At 37.4% G+C, this 15,222-nt stretch carries 19 protein-coding genes; 7 read left to right on the plus strand and 12 right to left on the minus strand.

The genetic code is table 11. The features are described 5' to 3' along the window. The first annotated feature begins 431 nt into the window (after nucleotides 1–431). The 7 genes from H5187_RS08655 to H5187_RS08685 all read left to right on the plus strand — a co-directional run bounded on the left by H5187_RS08655 (nucleotide 432) and on the right by H5187_RS08685 (nucleotide 6,219). On the plus strand, nucleotides 432–776 hold the full coding sequence (locus H5187_RS08655) for a hypothetical protein (protein WP_024595920.1): 345 nt from the start codon (nucleotides 432–434) through the stop codon (nucleotides 774–776). Nucleotides 777–931: 155 nt separating this feature from the next. Then, nucleotides 932–1,231: a type IV conjugative transfer system protein TraL gene (traL, locus tag H5187_RS08660; RefSeq protein ID WP_024595919.1), complete on the plus strand. Its 300-nt coding sequence runs from the start codon at nucleotides 932–934 to the stop codon at nucleotides 1,229–1,231. Between the two features lie 11 nt (nucleotides 1,232–1,242). After that, on the plus strand, nucleotides 1,243–1,893 hold the full coding sequence (locus tag H5187_RS08665; protein ID WP_182758839.1) for a TraE/TraK family type IV conjugative transfer system protein: 651 nt from the start codon (nucleotides 1,243–1,245) through the stop codon (nucleotides 1,891–1,893). A gap of 9 nt (nucleotides 1,894–1,902) precedes the next feature. Beyond that, nucleotides 1,903–2,970 carry a type-F conjugative transfer system secretin TraK gene (locus H5187_RS08670; protein WP_182797731.1) on the plus strand — a complete coding sequence of 356 codons (1,068 nt, stop codon included), beginning with the start codon at nucleotides 1,903–1,905 and terminating at the stop codon, nucleotides 2,968–2,970. After that, a complete protein-coding gene (locus H5187_RS08675) occupies nucleotides 2,967–4,325 on the plus strand; it encodes a TrbI/VirB10 family protein (protein ID WP_182758841.1) in 1,359 nt (452 codons plus the stop codon). Before H5187_RS08670 ends, H5187_RS08675 begins: the two co-directional genes overlap by 4 nt. Further along, on the plus strand, nucleotides 4,325–4,765 hold the full coding sequence (locus H5187_RS08680; RefSeq protein ID WP_182797732.1) for a hypothetical protein: 441 nt from the start codon (nucleotides 4,325–4,327) through the stop codon (nucleotides 4,763–4,765). Before H5187_RS08675 ends, H5187_RS08680 begins: the two co-directional genes overlap by 1 nt. A 479-nt stretch (nucleotides 4,766–5,244) precedes the next feature. Further along, a complete protein-coding gene (locus H5187_RS08685; RefSeq protein WP_182797733.1) occupies nucleotides 5,245–6,219 on the plus strand; it encodes a hypothetical protein in 975 nt (324 codons plus the stop codon). A 221-nt stretch (nucleotides 6,220–6,440) separates the two neighbouring features. Here the strand turns inward: H5187_RS08685 and H5187_RS08690 are convergent, their stop codons facing one another. From H5187_RS08690 to H5187_RS08740, 12 genes are all read right to left on the minus strand, one after another. Beyond that, nucleotides 6,441–6,689, minus strand: a complete 249-nt coding sequence (locus H5187_RS08690; protein WP_182797734.1) for a hypothetical protein — start codon at nucleotides 6,687–6,689, stop codon at nucleotides 6,441–6,443. A gap of 9 nt (nucleotides 6,690–6,698) precedes the next feature. Next, complete coding sequence (locus H5187_RS24590; protein WP_259398326.1) at nucleotides 6,699–6,830, minus strand: hypothetical protein; 132 nt, start codon at nucleotides 6,828–6,830, stop codon at nucleotides 6,699–6,701. Nucleotides 6,831–7,159: 329 nt separating this feature from the next. Next, complete coding sequence (locus H5187_RS08695; RefSeq protein ID WP_024591242.1) at nucleotides 7,160–7,591, minus strand: hypothetical protein; 432 nt, start codon at nucleotides 7,589–7,591, stop codon at nucleotides 7,160–7,162. 143 nt (nucleotides 7,592–7,734) lie between these two features. Further along, nucleotides 7,735–9,183, minus strand: coding sequence for a hypothetical protein (locus tag H5187_RS08700; protein ID WP_182797735.1), 1,449 nt, complete (start codon nucleotides 9,181–9,183; stop codon nucleotides 7,735–7,737). Between the two features lie 424 nt (nucleotides 9,184–9,607). Further along, nucleotides 9,608–10,138, minus strand: coding sequence for a single-stranded DNA-binding protein (locus tag H5187_RS08705; RefSeq protein ID WP_182797736.1), 531 nt, complete (start codon nucleotides 10,136–10,138; stop codon nucleotides 9,608–9,610). Between the two features lie 77 nt (nucleotides 10,139–10,215). Further along, a complete protein-coding gene (locus H5187_RS08710; protein ID WP_182797737.1) occupies nucleotides 10,216–10,512 on the minus strand; it encodes a hypothetical protein in 297 nt (98 codons plus the stop codon). Between the two features lie 97 nt (nucleotides 10,513–10,609). After that, nucleotides 10,610–11,407, minus strand: a complete 798-nt coding sequence (locus H5187_RS08715; RefSeq protein ID WP_182797738.1) for a hypothetical protein — start codon at nucleotides 11,405–11,407, stop codon at nucleotides 10,610–10,612. Nucleotides 11,408–11,418: 11 nt separating this feature from the next. Beyond that, the gene (locus tag H5187_RS08720; protein WP_182758850.1) at nucleotides 11,419–11,850 is read right to left on the minus strand and encodes a hypothetical protein; all 432 of its coding nucleotides are present in this window, start codon (nucleotides 11,848–11,850) and stop codon (nucleotides 11,419–11,421) included. 111 nt (nucleotides 11,851–11,961) lie between these two features. Further along, on the minus strand, nucleotides 11,962–12,138 hold the full coding sequence (locus tag H5187_RS08725; protein ID WP_182797739.1) for a hypothetical protein: 177 nt from the start codon (nucleotides 12,136–12,138) through the stop codon (nucleotides 11,962–11,964). A gap of 28 nt (nucleotides 12,139–12,166) precedes the next feature. After that, complete coding sequence (locus H5187_RS08730; protein WP_182797740.1) at nucleotides 12,167–12,958, minus strand: PRTRC system ThiF family protein; 792 nt, start codon at nucleotides 12,956–12,958, stop codon at nucleotides 12,167–12,169. 1 nt (nucleotide 12,959) lies between these two features. Further along, entirely contained in the window at nucleotides 12,960–13,706 is a 747-nt protein-coding gene (locus H5187_RS08735) for a PRTRC system protein B (protein ID WP_182797741.1), read from the minus strand. Between the two features lie 77 nt (nucleotides 13,707–13,783). Beyond that, nucleotides 13,784–15,130, minus strand: a complete 1,347-nt coding sequence (locus tag H5187_RS08740) for a hypothetical protein (RefSeq protein WP_182797742.1) — start codon at nucleotides 15,128–15,130, stop codon at nucleotides 13,784–13,786. Between the last annotated feature and the right edge of the window lie 92 nt (nucleotides 15,131–15,222).

The following is a 15,222-nucleotide window of genomic DNA, read 5'->3' on the forward strand; positions in this document are numbered from 1 at the left end:
TTGAGGGTGAGATGACTGATGCTGGTGCCGGCTCTGGCTACAATTTAGCGAAAGATTGAGGGTGCAAAGTCAAAAGGTTTCATAGATGGGATAAGTAGCACAATAGACGTTGAAAATGAATTGATGGAGATGACAGAGACTAAAGATGCTAAGTCAGTTAGCGCTCACGGTTTCAGCATTAGTCGCCTAATAGGTGGAATTCTATAAATGTATACCTTAGAGGTGCGATTTTAACCCTCTGTAAAATTTAAAATAAGCCAAATTAAAGGTAATAATGATTTTGCTGAGAAGGACTAGGAACACATTAATGTGCTCCTTTAAAATTAGCATAGCTTAGAGGGGCCATTTTAGTACGCTCTAAAATTTTAAAATGAATCAATTACAGTGAATAATCACTTTGAATTAAAACCACTCATTAATCGGAGATAACCATGAGTATAGCAATTGCAAACATCGACAACATGAATAACGTTGAGACATCTAAAAAAACTAAATACCTTCTATTAGCACTAGCTATAGCATGTGTAGTGTTTTCATCACTAGCACTTGCTGCAGGTAGTGGTACTGAATGGAACTCGATATATACAACGTTTGATGGTTGGGTAAAAGGTATTCCGGGTAAAACAATTTCACTTTTAGCATTTGGTTACTCTGTTTATAACATTACTCAACAAAACTACACTATGGCTGCTGGTGCATTCCTTGGTGCAGTATTAATGGTAAATGCTGGTTCAGTATTAGATTTAATCTTTACTGCGGGTATCCCAGGCCTTTAATAAAAAATTTAGTTTCCCTCCTTAATAAAAGGCTCATTTTGAGCCTTTTTTTTTGGTCTAAATAATTAGAGGTATCAAATACACCCTCTCTAATTTTATGCATTCGTCTTTATACGGTAAATAATAGCGAATACATTTTAATGAAGGACAAACTAATGTCAGACAATCCTTTTCAATACAGAATGCCAAAACGCATTAACGAGCCACTAACTCTCATACTGTGGCCAATGCACTACGTACTTATGCCGATCATGTGTTTTGGGTTTGGCATATTAATCAACAAACCAATGGAATTGCTTACTTTTGGTTTAATTTGGTTTTTCACATTGAAATACACAGAAGAGCGTTACTCACGAGGGTTTATTCTTCATTTCCTATGGTGGCATGGCGCTTTGCCTTTTTTGAAAAAAAGTAAATATATACCTGACCCATATAGTCGTGAATATTTTCAATAGGAACTCTTTAGATGAAAAGAAGTGAAAGCAAAATTTTAAAATCCGTTAGCGAGATTAAAAAAAATCAAACTAAAAACACAATTATTCAGTACGGTCTACTTGCCATTGCAGGGGTATTAGCTTGCGCATTGGCTTTTAAAGACACTGAAGTAATCGCCACGCCACCTAATTTCACACAACCTTTAGTCGTTGCAGGTAATGTGGCCAATAAAGAATATAAATTACGATGGGCAGTTGCGGCAGCGTCGATAGCAGGGAACTTATCGAAGGACAATGCTGATTTTGTATTGAATCAACTGGATAGCATGCTTTCACCTTACTTACGGCAGCAAATATTGCCATCACTAAAAAAAGAGGTCCAAATTTTAATAGCACGGGATGCAGAGCAAACATTTGTTATTAAAGACGCGATTTACGACCCAGTAAAGGACTTAGTTTGGATCTGGGGTGACAGGACTATCAAACTAAAAGCAACGGCCAATAATATCAACTTACCTCAAAGATGGACGTATGAGTTCAGAATTAAACCTTTCTCTGAACGTGCAGCTATTACGCATTTTAACTCATACAAAGGTCTGCCAAAGAACCGTGATGTTGAATATCTGGTTGAAGAAAACCCTATGTTAACTGCTGAGCTTAAAAAAGTCATAAGTGACGATTAAGGAAAGAAAATGAAACTAATAAATAAAATAACAGCATCTATCTGTTTATCACTGAGCTTAATGCCGGCAGTCTATGCGCAAGACGAAGGGTTAGACATACCAATACAAACAAACTTTGGTAGAAAACCAATGAATGCAACACCGGCGGGTCAACCAGCTTACAACGGTGCCGCTGAATTGCGCGCTGCAACTAATAGCTTTGTACCTAGTGAAACTAATAGAGCAACGTCGAACGCTCCTGTAAGTAAAAGTAGTAATGAACCTGATTTCTTACAAAAGGTGAAACAAAGTTTTAAACCAGAACAATCGTACAATCTAAAGCCGGGAAGAAACATAGTTATTCCAGTCGGACAGGGGTTTAGTAATGCCATACGCACCAACTTTAGAAGTTTATCTGTTAAAACGAGTGCCAACGCAGAGCAAGCTTTACTTGAGGTTGAAGATGGCCACTTGTATGTGACGTTAAGAACAATGCAACCAATTAGTTTATTACTATCTGAAGACGGTGTTATTGAATCTGAAATTTCTATCGTATTAGTACCAATGGCTTCACCACCAGCCATGGTAGATATTGATATAGATATGCCAGCTGAAATGACGTTAAAAGCGCTGAATCATTTTAACGAAATGGAAAAACAGAAAAAAATTGATAAAGCGACTCTTGAAGCGCAAAACGCACCGGTACTGCGTTCATCAAGTTATCAAAAGAGTATTGTTTCAATATTAAAACCGATAGCGCAAGGTAAGACACCTGCTGGATACTCAATAACAAACGATATACCAAATTACCTTAAACATCCGTGCCGTATAGCTATATATCATGAAGCGGGCCAGCGATTAAGTGGAAGCCAAGACTTTATTGATGTAGTTCTCGTACACAATGATAGTGATCGTGTTTACCAAGTACGTGAAGAAATGTGTCTAAATGATGGTGTTACATCGGTTGCGCTATATCCAAAGTCTTATTTACAACCTGGTGAAGAAACAGAGATTTATATTATTCGTAAACTGAAAAAGGCAAATGCGGACTCATATGGTCAGACTAGACCACGCTTAACAATGGGGGCAGGTGAATGATGCAGGAAAAGATAAAAACCTATATTGAAGACAATCCATGGTTGCGCAAGGGCATTCTTGGAGTCATATTTCTTGTTATTCTTTGGTTTGTTGGTGGATCACTGTTTACAGATGACACGATGAGTGAACAGCAAGTAGAGAGTCAATCCGTTACATCAATTCTGGGCCTATCCGACACACTAGGCACAATGGATCAACGCGAAGCAGAAGGTATTGTAGATGAAATGAAAGTACGTTTAGCCGATAAAGAGCGCGAGATGGAGGCTAAGTACAACAAAGACGCAGAAAACCTTGAGCAATTGAAACTTTCAATGCAGCAAATGCAAAATGAGATGTTTGAGCTAAAAAGGAAGAACGCTACGAACACAAAACCAATTGATATAAGCACTAAGCTGCCTAGCAAACAGTTTCAAGTACAAGGTGAGCCAGTCAGTTACAAAGCAGATCAGCAAAACCAAAATGTACTATATAGACCGCAAACTGAGATAATAACGCAATCACCGCAAATTAAAGGCAACGTTATTAGAACAATTACTCAACGCAGTATACGTGAAGTGCAGCGCTCTGGTGAAGTAACTATAAGTGATATTAAAGTTCAGCGTTTGACGAATGACAGTCAAAATGTAGACGATAGTCGTGAAGGACAAATTGCTAAAAGTAATGACGAAAGAAACCCGTCAGCAAAAGGTGATAAAGGTGAATTTACATTAGCAATGGGCTCAATATTATCGGGCACGTTAATTAATGGTGTTGCGGCGCCAACCAAAGTAGGTTCACAAGATACACCAATCCCTATTTTACTTCGTGTAAAACGCGAGGCGATTATGCCTAACTTTTTCTCACTCGATATACGTGAGTGTATGGTCCTTGGTGCAGGTATTGGTAACCTAGCAAGCGAACGTGTTGAAATCCGTGCAGAAGCAATTTCATGTATTACCAATGATGGCCAAGCCATTGAAAAATCATTAACGGCTTATGCTGTGTCTAGTTCAGATGGTTTAACCGGTATACGTGGCACGGTAATCGAGCGTAGTGGTAAAGCGATAGGTAACTCTATCAAAGCAGGCTTTTTGTCAGGTTTTGCAAGTGCAGCTGCCCCGCAGCAAGTACCTTCGATTAATACTGAGCTTTCTGCATCAACAGTATGGCAAAGCCAAAACCTAAACCAGTACGCTGGAGCAGGCATAATGGAAGGTGCAAGTAGCGCAATGGAGCGTGTAGCTTCATATTACTTAGCAATTGCTGAGGCTATGTGGCCTGTTATAGAGATTCCAGCAGGTATTGAAGTAGATTTCTTAGTTCAGAAGGGAATGACCTTACAATTGAACCAAGACGATATTAAGGACCTAAAATAATGGCCGGTTATTTAGCAAAACTAATTTTAGCCTCCAGCATTGCTATTTTATTATTGGTAAGCGTTAAAACTTACCAACAGACAAAACAAATAGCTCAGCTGCAGCAACAAGTAAGCAAAAAACAATCTCAAGTGATCGCCTTAAATGGTAAGCGATTAATTGATAAGTTTATGCGTGATGGAAACACACAAGCGGAGTCAATGGAGGCTTTCGCGCTATTAATAAAAATGATGGAGGATGAGGGAGTATTAATTATTGATAGTAACCAAACAATAACTGCGCCTACAGACAAGCAATTTAAAGATCTGCGCGTAAGCGATATAAACGCAATGGCTAAAGATAAAGGTGTAAATATAGTTAAGTTTCGGGATGAAATAATTGAACAAGCAAAGAAGGAAGCGGACAAAATGATAAAGGAGTTAGAAGCACTACAAAGGTAGATTTAAAAAGGCCAAATACCCAACGGAGAGTAGTGTTGGATACTCGGCCTAACCCTTGAGAGACATAATACGTATTTCGATATTTTAGGCTACTGATTAGAAAAGGGTACAAATGAGCATAAAAAAATGATCATCATTTGTGAATTATCTTGATCTAACTATTTAAGCGAAGTATCCTTTGCCAGAATTTCGATAAATAATTGAATAATTAACATATAGATAAGGCTAAGCACAACGAAGAAACAACAAAAAAATAACATTGCTAAGCAATAGAAAAACAAAACCGACATAAAAGTCGGTTCTAGAAAGGTTTTATATTTATGTAATGTTGTAAGCAACCAGCGGCAACTGGTAAGTCCCACGTAACTTGTGACAAGCTTATAACTACATAAAAATAAGGTCAAGGTCTTTTTTGGCTAAAATTTAAGTTATAAGTGTTTTTTTATGAAAATTACTCTATCTGATCGTAGTGTCATCCCATGAGCGACACTGCAATAACGGGTCGCTCTGTGCATAGGCATTTGACTCCGCATTTCGATTTTAAAGCTAAAAATCCAATTGCGAAGCTGCTTGTTGCTCGCATTGAAATGCATGATTTCAAACTAAATACGTTCTTAAACAAAGCGCGATACGCTGGTGGCATTGTAAATCTTGGTTTCAGTAACCTCGTACTCGCGGCGCGAACTAACCGTATGCGAATAGAAAGAGAGCAAACCCTTCGCGAAACGATGAAGGCGTTAGTTTACTGCGCCTCATACAAACCCTATTCAGATTCACTATTTGAAATTAAAATGTCCATTAAAGCTTTGGCCAAAATGGTTAATCAACTTCACATATCAGAGCCAACAGCCAAATACCGCCATGGCCGTGAAAACTACAACCCTGTAATTAATGCATTAAAGGATTTAGCTGCTGCAGGATTGGTCATGCTACAACAGAATTACAGCGTTAAACTAAAGCGCTATCAAAGTATGCGTATCTTCATCACCCCTGAGTTATTCGCATCCCTTGGTATCAATAAAAAAACCGTTAAAAAGCTTATACACTCACAAAATAAGCACGATATTAAAAATGGATTTGATGTAAATAAATCAAATAGAATGGAGCATTTACGCGCGCAAAGTAATGCGGCCATACAAGAACACGACAGCCATAGCTTAAAAACATTTAAGGCTCGTCTTAAAAATGAATTCAATGTTCCTGACGATATACGCGAGATGAAAGAAAAGGTAACGTCGCTAATTAAAAAGAAACAAAAGGAAGTTGGGAGCGAACAAAAACCAGGGGCAAATCCACAGCAGGTGTTTAACCGGTTAGTTGTACAATTTAATGTGCCTGCGTTTAAAATTTATGAATTAGAGGAAAACATAAAGCAAGAACATCCCTATATTGAGAAAGCCTCCCCCCCTTACTACGAGCTGTTAATAACACTACTTAAAGAAAGTCACCAATAATTCACTAGATGAAAACACACGGCTACCCAGCCATCAATGATCTATCAAAAAACACCTAATTTCAGACGAAACCAACCCATAAATACGAGTTTAATTATTTCTTAATGATACTAAAGTTGAGTGCTATTATTTTTAGAACAATTAATTGGGCTATTTTTTAACACACATACTTAAATAAATTTATTAGAGCTGGTTTTTAAGCCCAGCATCTAATTTAACTATTAAAATTCTTCACTATCATTTATAGACATCACTACTAGATTATTTGGATCTGAATAATAATCTGGAGGTAAAGTGCCATCAAACTCTAACAAAAAATCGTCATCGTCAGAATTAACACTCTTATTTTGATTGGGTAACAGCACACCAACCTCACGCATTTGCTCATCAGTAGCGGTATCAGAAAACATTGATGAGCTAGTAGTAATCAAGAAAAACACACCCATTAAAATTACGACGAAAATAATCATAGAGCTCCCCTAGTGAACTGTTGGTTTAGTAAAGCGTTCAGACTTTGCTTTAATTGATTTGATTAATTCTTGGCTAGATCCTTTAGTTAAACCAAGTTGCTTTTGTGCCTCAAGTAAACGTTTGTTGAAAAGTGATTCCATTGTCTTAAATGCCTGTCGTGAGTTGATGAAATAATAGTATCAATATTCGATATTTGAGCTACTGATTGGAAAACAGTTACTGAAAGGGTTTCTGATAAGTATTCGGTTACCTATAGCCGAAATACTATTTGGTTCACGGATCTATGTTGACAAGCTTATTGAGTTATAAATTAGAATAGAGCGTAATCTTGGTTTTGAAACTGCCGGAAAAGAATACCAGGCAAGAACATACACATTAATGTACTGATATTAGTCAATGAAAGCAAAGTATCGAGATAGGCAAAAAAAATGCGCTGAACAGCGCATTTGATTACATTTAATGGTAGATGTTAGCTATTAAACTCTAACTTACGCTTCAGCGCGTTTAGGCCTCTTAAAGCATTAAAGGTAATTGCTTTGCCTATCGGCAGTGAAAAAGACATTAATGGTAAACTTAATTCATTGTTTTTATTTAAGTAGTGCAGCTTAGCACCCAATAGATAACTAAAAACGATGTATATATCTTGATGATAAGCATCTGTCCTAGAACAATATATTACCCGGTGAAAGATAGAGCTTTTATTATCAACTGGATGGTGTGCATCACGGACATTAAAAACATTAACTGGTTCGCCACAGCACTCACATGAAGTAGGTCTAGCTATTTGTACCTGAACACCATTAGAACATGCAAAACCTATATTAGCGCTTCTATTACTTTGGAACGATTCTTTGATTGGTTGAGCTATTAAGCTCTCAACTTTACTCTGTACTTTTTCCATTCTAATTCTCTTGTAATACTTACTGGTAACTCGTTGTTGCAAAATAATTTTAATTTAATAATCAGGAAGTGAAAGTGGGATTCGCTTCATCAATTGTAAAACAACGATACTGGCTGAAAGTGTATAATAGCGTGCACTTATATTTAGTCGTCATAATCAAGGGCTCGTGACATAACAAAACCAGCAGTGCCATCATGCACCACCTGGGCCCAACCCCAATCATCCAAACCTATTAAAGCAACCTCATCACCAGCATCTAAGCTACCGATAACATTGCTTTGTGGGTGTGCATTATCTCTAAAGTTAACAGGTCGATTAATAACTGCAACGACCTTTTGAATATTTCGATCCATTGGCTGAACTTTAACCTCTTCATCAATTTCAATGTCATTCTGTAACTCTAAAACATCATTTTTACTAGTTTCTGTTTCGCTCTGTGACTTTATATCAATCAAGTCAGTTTCAATGGCAACAGGGGCAGGAGTGGCCATTGGTCGAATATCTTCATTGACTTGCGCAGCATTTAATAAAGATTGCTCTGCAAAGCCATAAACACCTAGCTCATCTTCAACAACAAACACACTGCCGTTATGAAGTTCATCTACGACATTAAAACGTGCGCCACCCATAACTAGGACTGGGGGAATTGCGTTATCCTGCACGATTGACGCGACATAAATATCTTTTTCGGTCGTTATTACTTTTTTTGAATCAAGTATTAAGTTTTTGTAAGGTAATGCTCCATCGACATCATTTGAAATTGCCTGTGTTAGTAGTGGCCACGCCTTGCTGTACGACTTGTAATGATTAATGTAAAACTTAGCCAGGGTGAACGATGCGTTATTGTCGCCCTCTGAATGCAACTTATTCAGAATTGCTTCTATGAAAGGGTAATCTGCACTGATGAATGTTCCTCTGTCATAGAGTGATACTAAATCAGTCATTGCGTCTTTATTACCATGTTTGGCAGCGACTTTAAGCCACAAAATAGCAGGAGAGGCATCATTCAACGGTTGTTCTGTATCAAGTTTTAATAATTCTGAGGCGTAGATGTATTGCGCGGAATCATTTCCCGCTTGAGCGGCTGCGATAAGCGCTTTTTCAGCTTGTTTTGTTTTCCCTTCACGCTTTTCTAAAATGTATAGATTTAGGTAGCCAAGTGCATCCCCTTTTTCACCTGCTTGAGAATACAAATTTCGCGCTTCAATCAAGTCATTTTGCTGCTCTTTAATATAGGCCATGTTGACTAACGACTTTACATACCCATTATTAGCTGCATCTTGGTAAGCGATATAGGCTTTTTCTAAGTCTACCTGACCGAAAACACCTTTTTCATACAACACGCCCACCATGAATTGTGCTTTTGGGTTACCTGATCTAGCTGCGCGTAGTATTAATTCAGACCCTTTTTCGGTTAAATCACCCGCGACACTCACTTGCTTTGTTAGCATTAACTGGCCAAGCAAAAGTTGGGCTGAAGTATCACCCACACTGGCTTTTTGCTGTAAGTCAGTGATTTCGTTTTGCTCAATACTCAGTGCGCTAAATGAGATTGCAGCCAGTAGGCTCGTGTAGATTAACTTCTTTAACATTATTTACTCCGCTTATGAGATGTATAAGCGTATTAAAACGTTTTTAATCTAGGAAGTTAAAAAATAGAGATACCTAAAAAGGGGTGTGTAAATTTAAATGTTTGATATTTGATATGGAATAGATGGGGAAATGGCGCACCAGTGGAGAGTAACCAATTCAAAACTGGCGCGACACCAAAACTAAAAGTTTTTTCTGCTCAAACCCTAGAGCAGATTTTCATTTTACACAACATTCCTTTTAATTCAATGTGAAAAATGAGTATTTCAACACAAGAACAAGGATAATTATTCTATTTATAAATAATCCTTGTTCGCCAGCATCTTATTAGGGGGGGGGAAACTTATAAGAGAACGATACAGGACTAAATTCGGGTCGCCGGTAGGTATTAGAAAAAAGAGTCCTCAGTGGCACTCTTTGATGGTTTTACTCAAATTCTGAGTTAGGTGCAAAACCTTCCCCATGCATTGCCTGATATTGATTGCTAGGTCTTGGGGCGCTCTTGTGTGGTTCTTGTTGCTGAACTCCCGCGCTTTTCTGTTGAGATTGGTTATGAGTAGTGGGTGCAGGTTTATTATCTTGGTGTTGATCGTCAAGTTCGTTTGCATTGTTATCGGTGTAAGCATGATCTTTCTTTTTACCATCTAAAAACTTGATAGTGTGGCCTTTAATATTTTTATGATAAATTTTACCTTTCACTGAATTATTCTCAATAGAAGTGCTTTGCTCACCGAGTACAAACACCAAACTCCCTTTTTTTAGGTATGTATTTATATTTTCTGCCACTGAACCTGTAAAAAAAACATCATGGCTTTCAGTTTTTTTCTTATTCTCACCATCGCTTTTGTAATATGTATTTGTACCGATACGAATATTAACGATAGCTGTACCTTGCGTTGTATAACGAAGAATCGGGTCTTGGAATAAGTTACCTAGAACTAGCGTTTGATTGAACATAATAAAAATCTCTATAAAGTTTGTTGGTGTATTTGGTTATTAAAGCATCATTTACATTTCTGGCTACTAAGCTAGATTTACCCTCTGGCCTTTTTATAATTCTGGAATGAGGCTGATTTCATTTCTGCATTCAATAGACAGCGTTCTGCTATGAAATAAAGGCTAATAAGCAATAATGCATATTTAACGCTCTCTTTAAATACAGCAAAAACATACTGAGTTTCGTTGATAGCGACATTAGCATCTGTTTCAATATGAACTGGGGGGAGGATAGATAACCAAATAAACATAATTGACGCTGTTAAGATGATCGTAAAGCAGGTTGCAGCAATAAAAAACCTTACAAATCTATATATGTAATTTAAAATACTCATTCGTTTCTCTCTCGAAGTACAAAATAATTAAACGTAGTTTTACCTTTATTGAGTGAAAGTGAAAAAAATAGAGAGGGTCAAAACACCCTCTGTAAATTTATCCCACCAACTCAAAACGAGTTTGACTTAGCTCAGAGAAATCATAATAGGTTGAGTAGTTGCCTTCTGGCTTTGCTGTGCCCTCGATAGAAGCTTTAGTTATAAGCGCATCATCATGCAAATAAATACCCTGTAGGCCATTTAATTTAGCGGTCGTTATATTTGAAACATCATGAGCAAAGAGATCTGCAGGATGGCCATTAAGCATGTCATCACGCCCTCGAAGTAATACATGATTTATTAAACCTTCCGCAATGGCGCTATGTGTTATATAGCTAGTTGTATGCCTAAGCTTTAAATAAGAGCCTATAAAGTAATAGAGTGAAGGTACATTGTAGTTATCTCTTGCCTCATACCCACTTGTGCAAATACTGATTGAAGAACTCACACTTAACCCAAAGTCAGTACCAAAGAACTGAGTCGCTTTCTCTAAAAATGTTTCATCTTTGCGTACTGAAAAAGAAGATAATTGCTTTGTTACTGGGTCTGGACACATTGAGTCAGCGAGTGTATTGATAGCTGCCGATGCTTGAGTGATTATACTGATAATGTAATCTTTATCACTTAACGATACCGCCTTTCTAAATTCATTGCGTTCACTTACGCTTTTGGCCACTACCTTTAATTCTGCCAGCGCATTTAATGACTCGCGTTCCACCAGCTCACTCACGAAAGGGAATTGCTCAAAGCGATGGTTATTATTCAAGATCAACTTCATAAAGTCTCTATGCAGTAAGATATTAGCCAATTGCAGGAGTGATATTTTCATTTCTTTTGGTGTTTTAATGGCAAGCATTGGGTAACCCTCTATTGATAGCTGGTGGTTGAAATATCGCTTACAAAAGCCATGAACGAATTGCTTTTGTATTCACAACCCTCAAAAGTGACTGCACTAGGAAGCTTACCTAAAACATGAAAATAGCTACGCGCTTTACGTCTAATGTGGCAAATTGCATTTTTAGGTATAGGGTCGCTTATGTCGCCTTCACGTAAGTTAGCTTTAATGCGTAGAAAATTAATTTGAAGTTTCTGCTCAACCGCTTTAGCTTTTGTATAAAGCGCGCTTAGTTCAGGGTACATTTTCAACAGGGCGGTACTGTGACGATGTTCTAGCGGTATGCGACTCTTAGCATGTAATCGAACTTTCATGCTTGTACGCTTTGCGTCAGCGACTTCATTGTGTAAGTCTGGAATGGTTTTAATACGAGCACGGCGCTCTTGGTAAGTATCTATTTTCATAATGACAAACCTAACTAGATTGAATATGAGTTAAGTTTGCCAGAATAAGATAATCGCGCTACTGATTGGGAATGGGCTAAATTAAGATGCAGAACACCTACAGAAATGGATTTAGAAATTACTGAGTAAAAATGATTCTAAATAAATCTCTTGCGTACCAAACTTTGAAACCGCCTCTTTTGCCGCCAGTTCCAGAGCATAACCAACACATTCCCCTTGAGTATTAATTGTTTTACGAATATCTTTGCCACTTTGTTTACAGATGAAAATAAAACTATAACTTTTCATTTCATTGTGTGCTCCCTTCATCACCAAATTAAGTGCGCTTATCAGTGAAGCCAAACATTGTCCAGATTTCTGGGGCGATTGGCAAGGCATTCACAGTAAAAGATTTTAAATCAACTAAAGCGCCATGCGCCCTAATTTCACCTTCACGGACTAACTGCCAAAATAGCTGCGTCATTTGCAATGCTATTGCATTATTAATACCGAGCGTTTGTGATCTCATTGCTTCAACATGCGAACAACTTTCGGTCGCAATATACTCCTGTGTTTTAAGCTGTTCTGCATATAAGTCAAAAACAGAAGGCAAGCGACTGTATGGTAGGTCTTCTCTCTGTTCATACGTACCAAGCACTACTTGCCCATCTGCCCTGCTGTTCCCACCATCAATCCATAAAACTTCGCTGTTTAGCCGCTTTTCTAAATGCTCACCCACGGTGACACGCGCAATTGGATTATCGACACATGTAAAAACTACACAGTTATTGGGAATATACTTGCCTATATTTTCGGGATTTATTCGTTTAACTACGTACTTCCACTTTAAGTTACCAAACGTATTAAAGCGTTCAATGAGTGTCTTTGCTTTTGATAAACCGAGATCAAAATGGTAGAACGATTGCCTCCCTAGATTAGTGGGACTAACTACATCATCGTCAATTAACGTTACGTCTAGGCCAGCACTACCTAATTCCATTAATGTGTAATTAATTTTGAAAATTTGGCTTATTAACTCAGAACCAGTACCACCAGCACCAATAATTACAACTTTAGTTTTTTTGTTTTGAAATTCATTATCCGTTAGCCATTGCGGTGATTTATACATTTTATACTCCTTGAGTTAATGTTTTAAAAGACACGGTAGACAATACAAGTTCACTCGCTTTAGGTTCGCGATTTTCTTTTTCAAACTTCTTCCACAAAGCAACATGTCCCGCTGTTGTTACATCCTTTTTACTCTTAAAGGTTTTAGGGTTATTTATGTGGCTAAAATTGGTATCAAATAACGCTGATTCACACGCATTACGTATTTGCTTGCTATCTGATTGAACGTTATCAGGCAATGTCGCAGAGCCTAAGCAGAGTGAGCCATCGAGACTTACATTCATCAATGGTGCGTTATAGAGTTTCGTTTCGAAGGTTGGGCGAGATTTTGATTTACAGCTAAACACTCTTAACGTTCGGGCATTACGATTTAGGGAAAAAACAAAAGATGGCGTGTGAACTTTCAGTGAAAATTTATTTTCACTAGCTACAAACCAAAGCGCTCTTTTTTGAGCGGGTACATACCAGATTAATTGATTGTCACTTGAATACAAAATGTCTGTATCTATCCAGTTACATTCGCTTTCTATAGGCTCGTCTTTCAAGCTGGCGAGTGCTTTTACTGCTTGAGGAATGTCGATGAATTTACCATCTTTTATTTTGTTATTCGCATCAATGTCATGGTAAGTAATATAGGTAGATGACTCATACTGATTTACAACTATGGCACAATGGCCTTTCATGCCACCAATTTCTTCGATATTGGTGATTTGCTTTATATAATCATCAGAACTATTTTGTGCAAACATTCTATTCGCTCCTATATTTAATATAGGTTCATAATAAAATATTTGAAAATTCAGGCTACCGAACGGGAATACCCAAACTAAAAATTAAATTGCTTTGCGCGCTCACTAAGGAAAGATAAAAAGTTCATACAATACGAATTAATCAACGTGTTTTTTACGGTAGTTATATTGCTGTCTGTCAGTGATATTTTATAGCTTAATGTTAGCTCGTCTACTTCATAAGCATGATTGTAAACATCGCCAATCACACTGTAGGCAGCTTCATTATCGCTAGTCATGTAATCAGTTAAAACGAAGGTTCTAAGTCCAATATGATCTTCATTAGCTATTTCTAAGTAACCATTGTCAGTTGCTTTACTGGCAACATCATAAATTGCTTTGAGTATTTTAGCAGAACTTGCCTTTTTGTTGTTAAGCTTTGAAAACATATCAGGGTCTTGAAACCTTGATGCTAAATAGCTAAAACTGGCGATTCTAGTAAGCATTTGATGGTAAAAAGTCACCAGAGACTCCAATTCACAGTCTATGTTTATACGGCTGTTAGCAAGTTCATCTACATAACCTTCATCACACGCCATCAATCGCTCTGCATCCAAGTCATTAAAGTTCATTAAAAGCAACTCAGATATTTCAATATCATATTCTTTTTGAATACGTGCCAGCAAAGGTAACGCTAACTTAACCCACGCAGTTTGGTCTTGTAATTCGTCTAAATCTAACTTGCTCGATAGCAGCTTATTAACTTGTGCGATTATTTTGGTGTCCGTGATTGGATCACAACTTTCCATGTGGTTGTAATAAGATGCATTATGACCTTGATCGAATAAGTTACCCTTGCATAATAATGACACTAAGGCACTGGCGGCTTTAGAGTTAGAGCGAAAACTATCAATGTTAACAATCAAACACCCTTCAATATTAGGTGTCTCAAATACAAGTTCAGAATTGTTGTAAGTAAAGTCAAAATCAGGGCTAAATTGAGCGTCAAATTCCTCAATTAGCTCACTTGGCACACCACCAGCAATCAAGTCTTTTTTAGCAGTGTGTACATGCGGCATAAGCTGCTCAATAAGCTTAACGGGTACGTTAGCAAGTAAGTTACGAACAAGATTAATTGATTCTTTTGCTTCATCAATCGTTGTCGGACGTAGATTGGGAAGTTGATTTGGGTGAATCAGATTAAAATCAATAGCATTAATAATAATACCAGAATATTTTTCAATAAAGTCAGAGGCTTGGCTTAAATAGTAACTGTCATTTAATGAATTAAAGTAATTAGAGTTTTCATAAACAAGCGTTTCACCAGTAAGGCTAACTAATGGGTTAGTTACATTAATGGCGGTGCAAACATTCTTAATACGTTTATTGGCGCGTGTATCTTTTTTAATTTTTGTTTCAAAACCACAACCTTTGATGAATCGCATGTTTTGTATTCCTTCTTAAATTTAATGCTTGCACTTGGCTTACTAGCTTTTGGTTTTACTGAGTTATCACTGTGTTCATTTTTGTTAAGCTC

The organism is Pseudoalteromonas sp. SG44-1 (genome assembly GCF_014164315.1).
GTDB classification, from domain to species: domain Bacteria; phylum Pseudomonadota; class Gammaproteobacteria; order Enterobacterales; family Alteromonadaceae; genus Pseudoalteromonas; species Pseudoalteromonas rhizosphaerae.

Excerpts from the sequence above, each read along its gene's own strand:
- H5187_RS08655 (WP_024595920.1), top strand. The coding sequence starts at position 432 with ATGAGTATAGCAATTGCAAACATCGACAACATGAATAACGTTGAGACA.
- traL (WP_024595919.1), top strand. The coding sequence starts at position 932 with ATGTCAGACAATCCTTTTCAATACAGAATGCCAAAACGCATTAACGAG.
- H5187_RS08665 (WP_182758839.1), top strand. The coding sequence starts at position 1,243 with ATGAAAAGAAGTGAAAGCAAAATTTTAAAATCCGTTAGCGAGATTAAA.
- H5187_RS08670 (WP_182797731.1), top strand. The coding sequence starts at position 1,903 with ATGAAACTAATAAATAAAATAACAGCATCTATCTGTTTATCACTGAGC.
- H5187_RS08675 (WP_182758841.1), top strand. The coding sequence starts at position 2,967 with ATGATGCAGGAAAAGATAAAAACCTATATTGAAGACAATCCATGGTTG.
- H5187_RS08680 (WP_182797732.1), top strand. The coding sequence starts at position 4,325 with ATGGCCGGTTATTTAGCAAAACTAATTTTAGCCTCCAGCATTGCTATT.
- H5187_RS08685 (WP_182797733.1), top strand. The coding sequence starts at position 5,245 with ATGAGCGACACTGCAATAACGGGTCGCTCTGTGCATAGGCATTTGACT.
- H5187_RS08690 (WP_182797734.1), bottom strand. The coding sequence starts at position 6,689 with ATGATTATTTTCGTCGTAATTTTAATGGGTGTGTTTTTCTTGATTACT.
- H5187_RS24590 (WP_259398326.1), bottom strand. The coding sequence starts at position 6,830 with ATGGAATCACTTTTCAACAAACGTTTACTTGAGGCACAAAAGCAACTT.
- H5187_RS08695 (WP_024591242.1), bottom strand. The coding sequence starts at position 7,591 with ATGGAAAAAGTACAGAGTAAAGTTGAGAGCTTAATAGCTCAACCAATC.
- H5187_RS08700 (WP_182797735.1), bottom strand. The coding sequence starts at position 9,183 with ATGTTAAAGAAGTTAATCTACACGAGCCTACTGGCTGCAATCTCATTT.
- H5187_RS08705 (WP_182797736.1), bottom strand. The coding sequence starts at position 10,138 with ATGTTCAATCAAACGCTAGTTCTAGGTAACTTATTCCAAGACCCGATT.
- H5187_RS08710 (WP_182797737.1), bottom strand. The coding sequence starts at position 10,512 with ATGAGTATTTTAAATTACATATATAGATTTGTAAGGTTTTTTATTGCT.
- H5187_RS08715 (WP_182797738.1), bottom strand. The coding sequence starts at position 11,407 with ATGCTTGCCATTAAAACACCAAAAGAAATGAAAATATCACTCCTGCAA.
- H5187_RS08720 (WP_182758850.1), bottom strand. The coding sequence starts at position 11,850 with ATGAAAATAGATACTTACCAAGAGCGCCGTGCTCGTATTAAAACCATT.
- H5187_RS08725 (WP_182797739.1), bottom strand. The coding sequence starts at position 12,138 with ATGAAAAGTTATAGTTTTATTTTCATCTGTAAACAAAGTGGCAAAGAT.
- H5187_RS08730 (WP_182797740.1), bottom strand. The coding sequence starts at position 12,958 with ATGTATAAATCACCGCAATGGCTAACGGATAATGAATTTCAAAACAAA.
- H5187_RS08735 (WP_182797741.1), bottom strand. The coding sequence starts at position 13,706 with ATGTTTGCACAAAATAGTTCTGATGATTATATAAAGCAAATCACCAAT.
- H5187_RS08740 (WP_182797742.1), bottom strand. The coding sequence starts at position 15,130 with ATGCGATTCATCAAAGGTTGTGGTTTTGAAACAAAAATTAAAAAAGAT.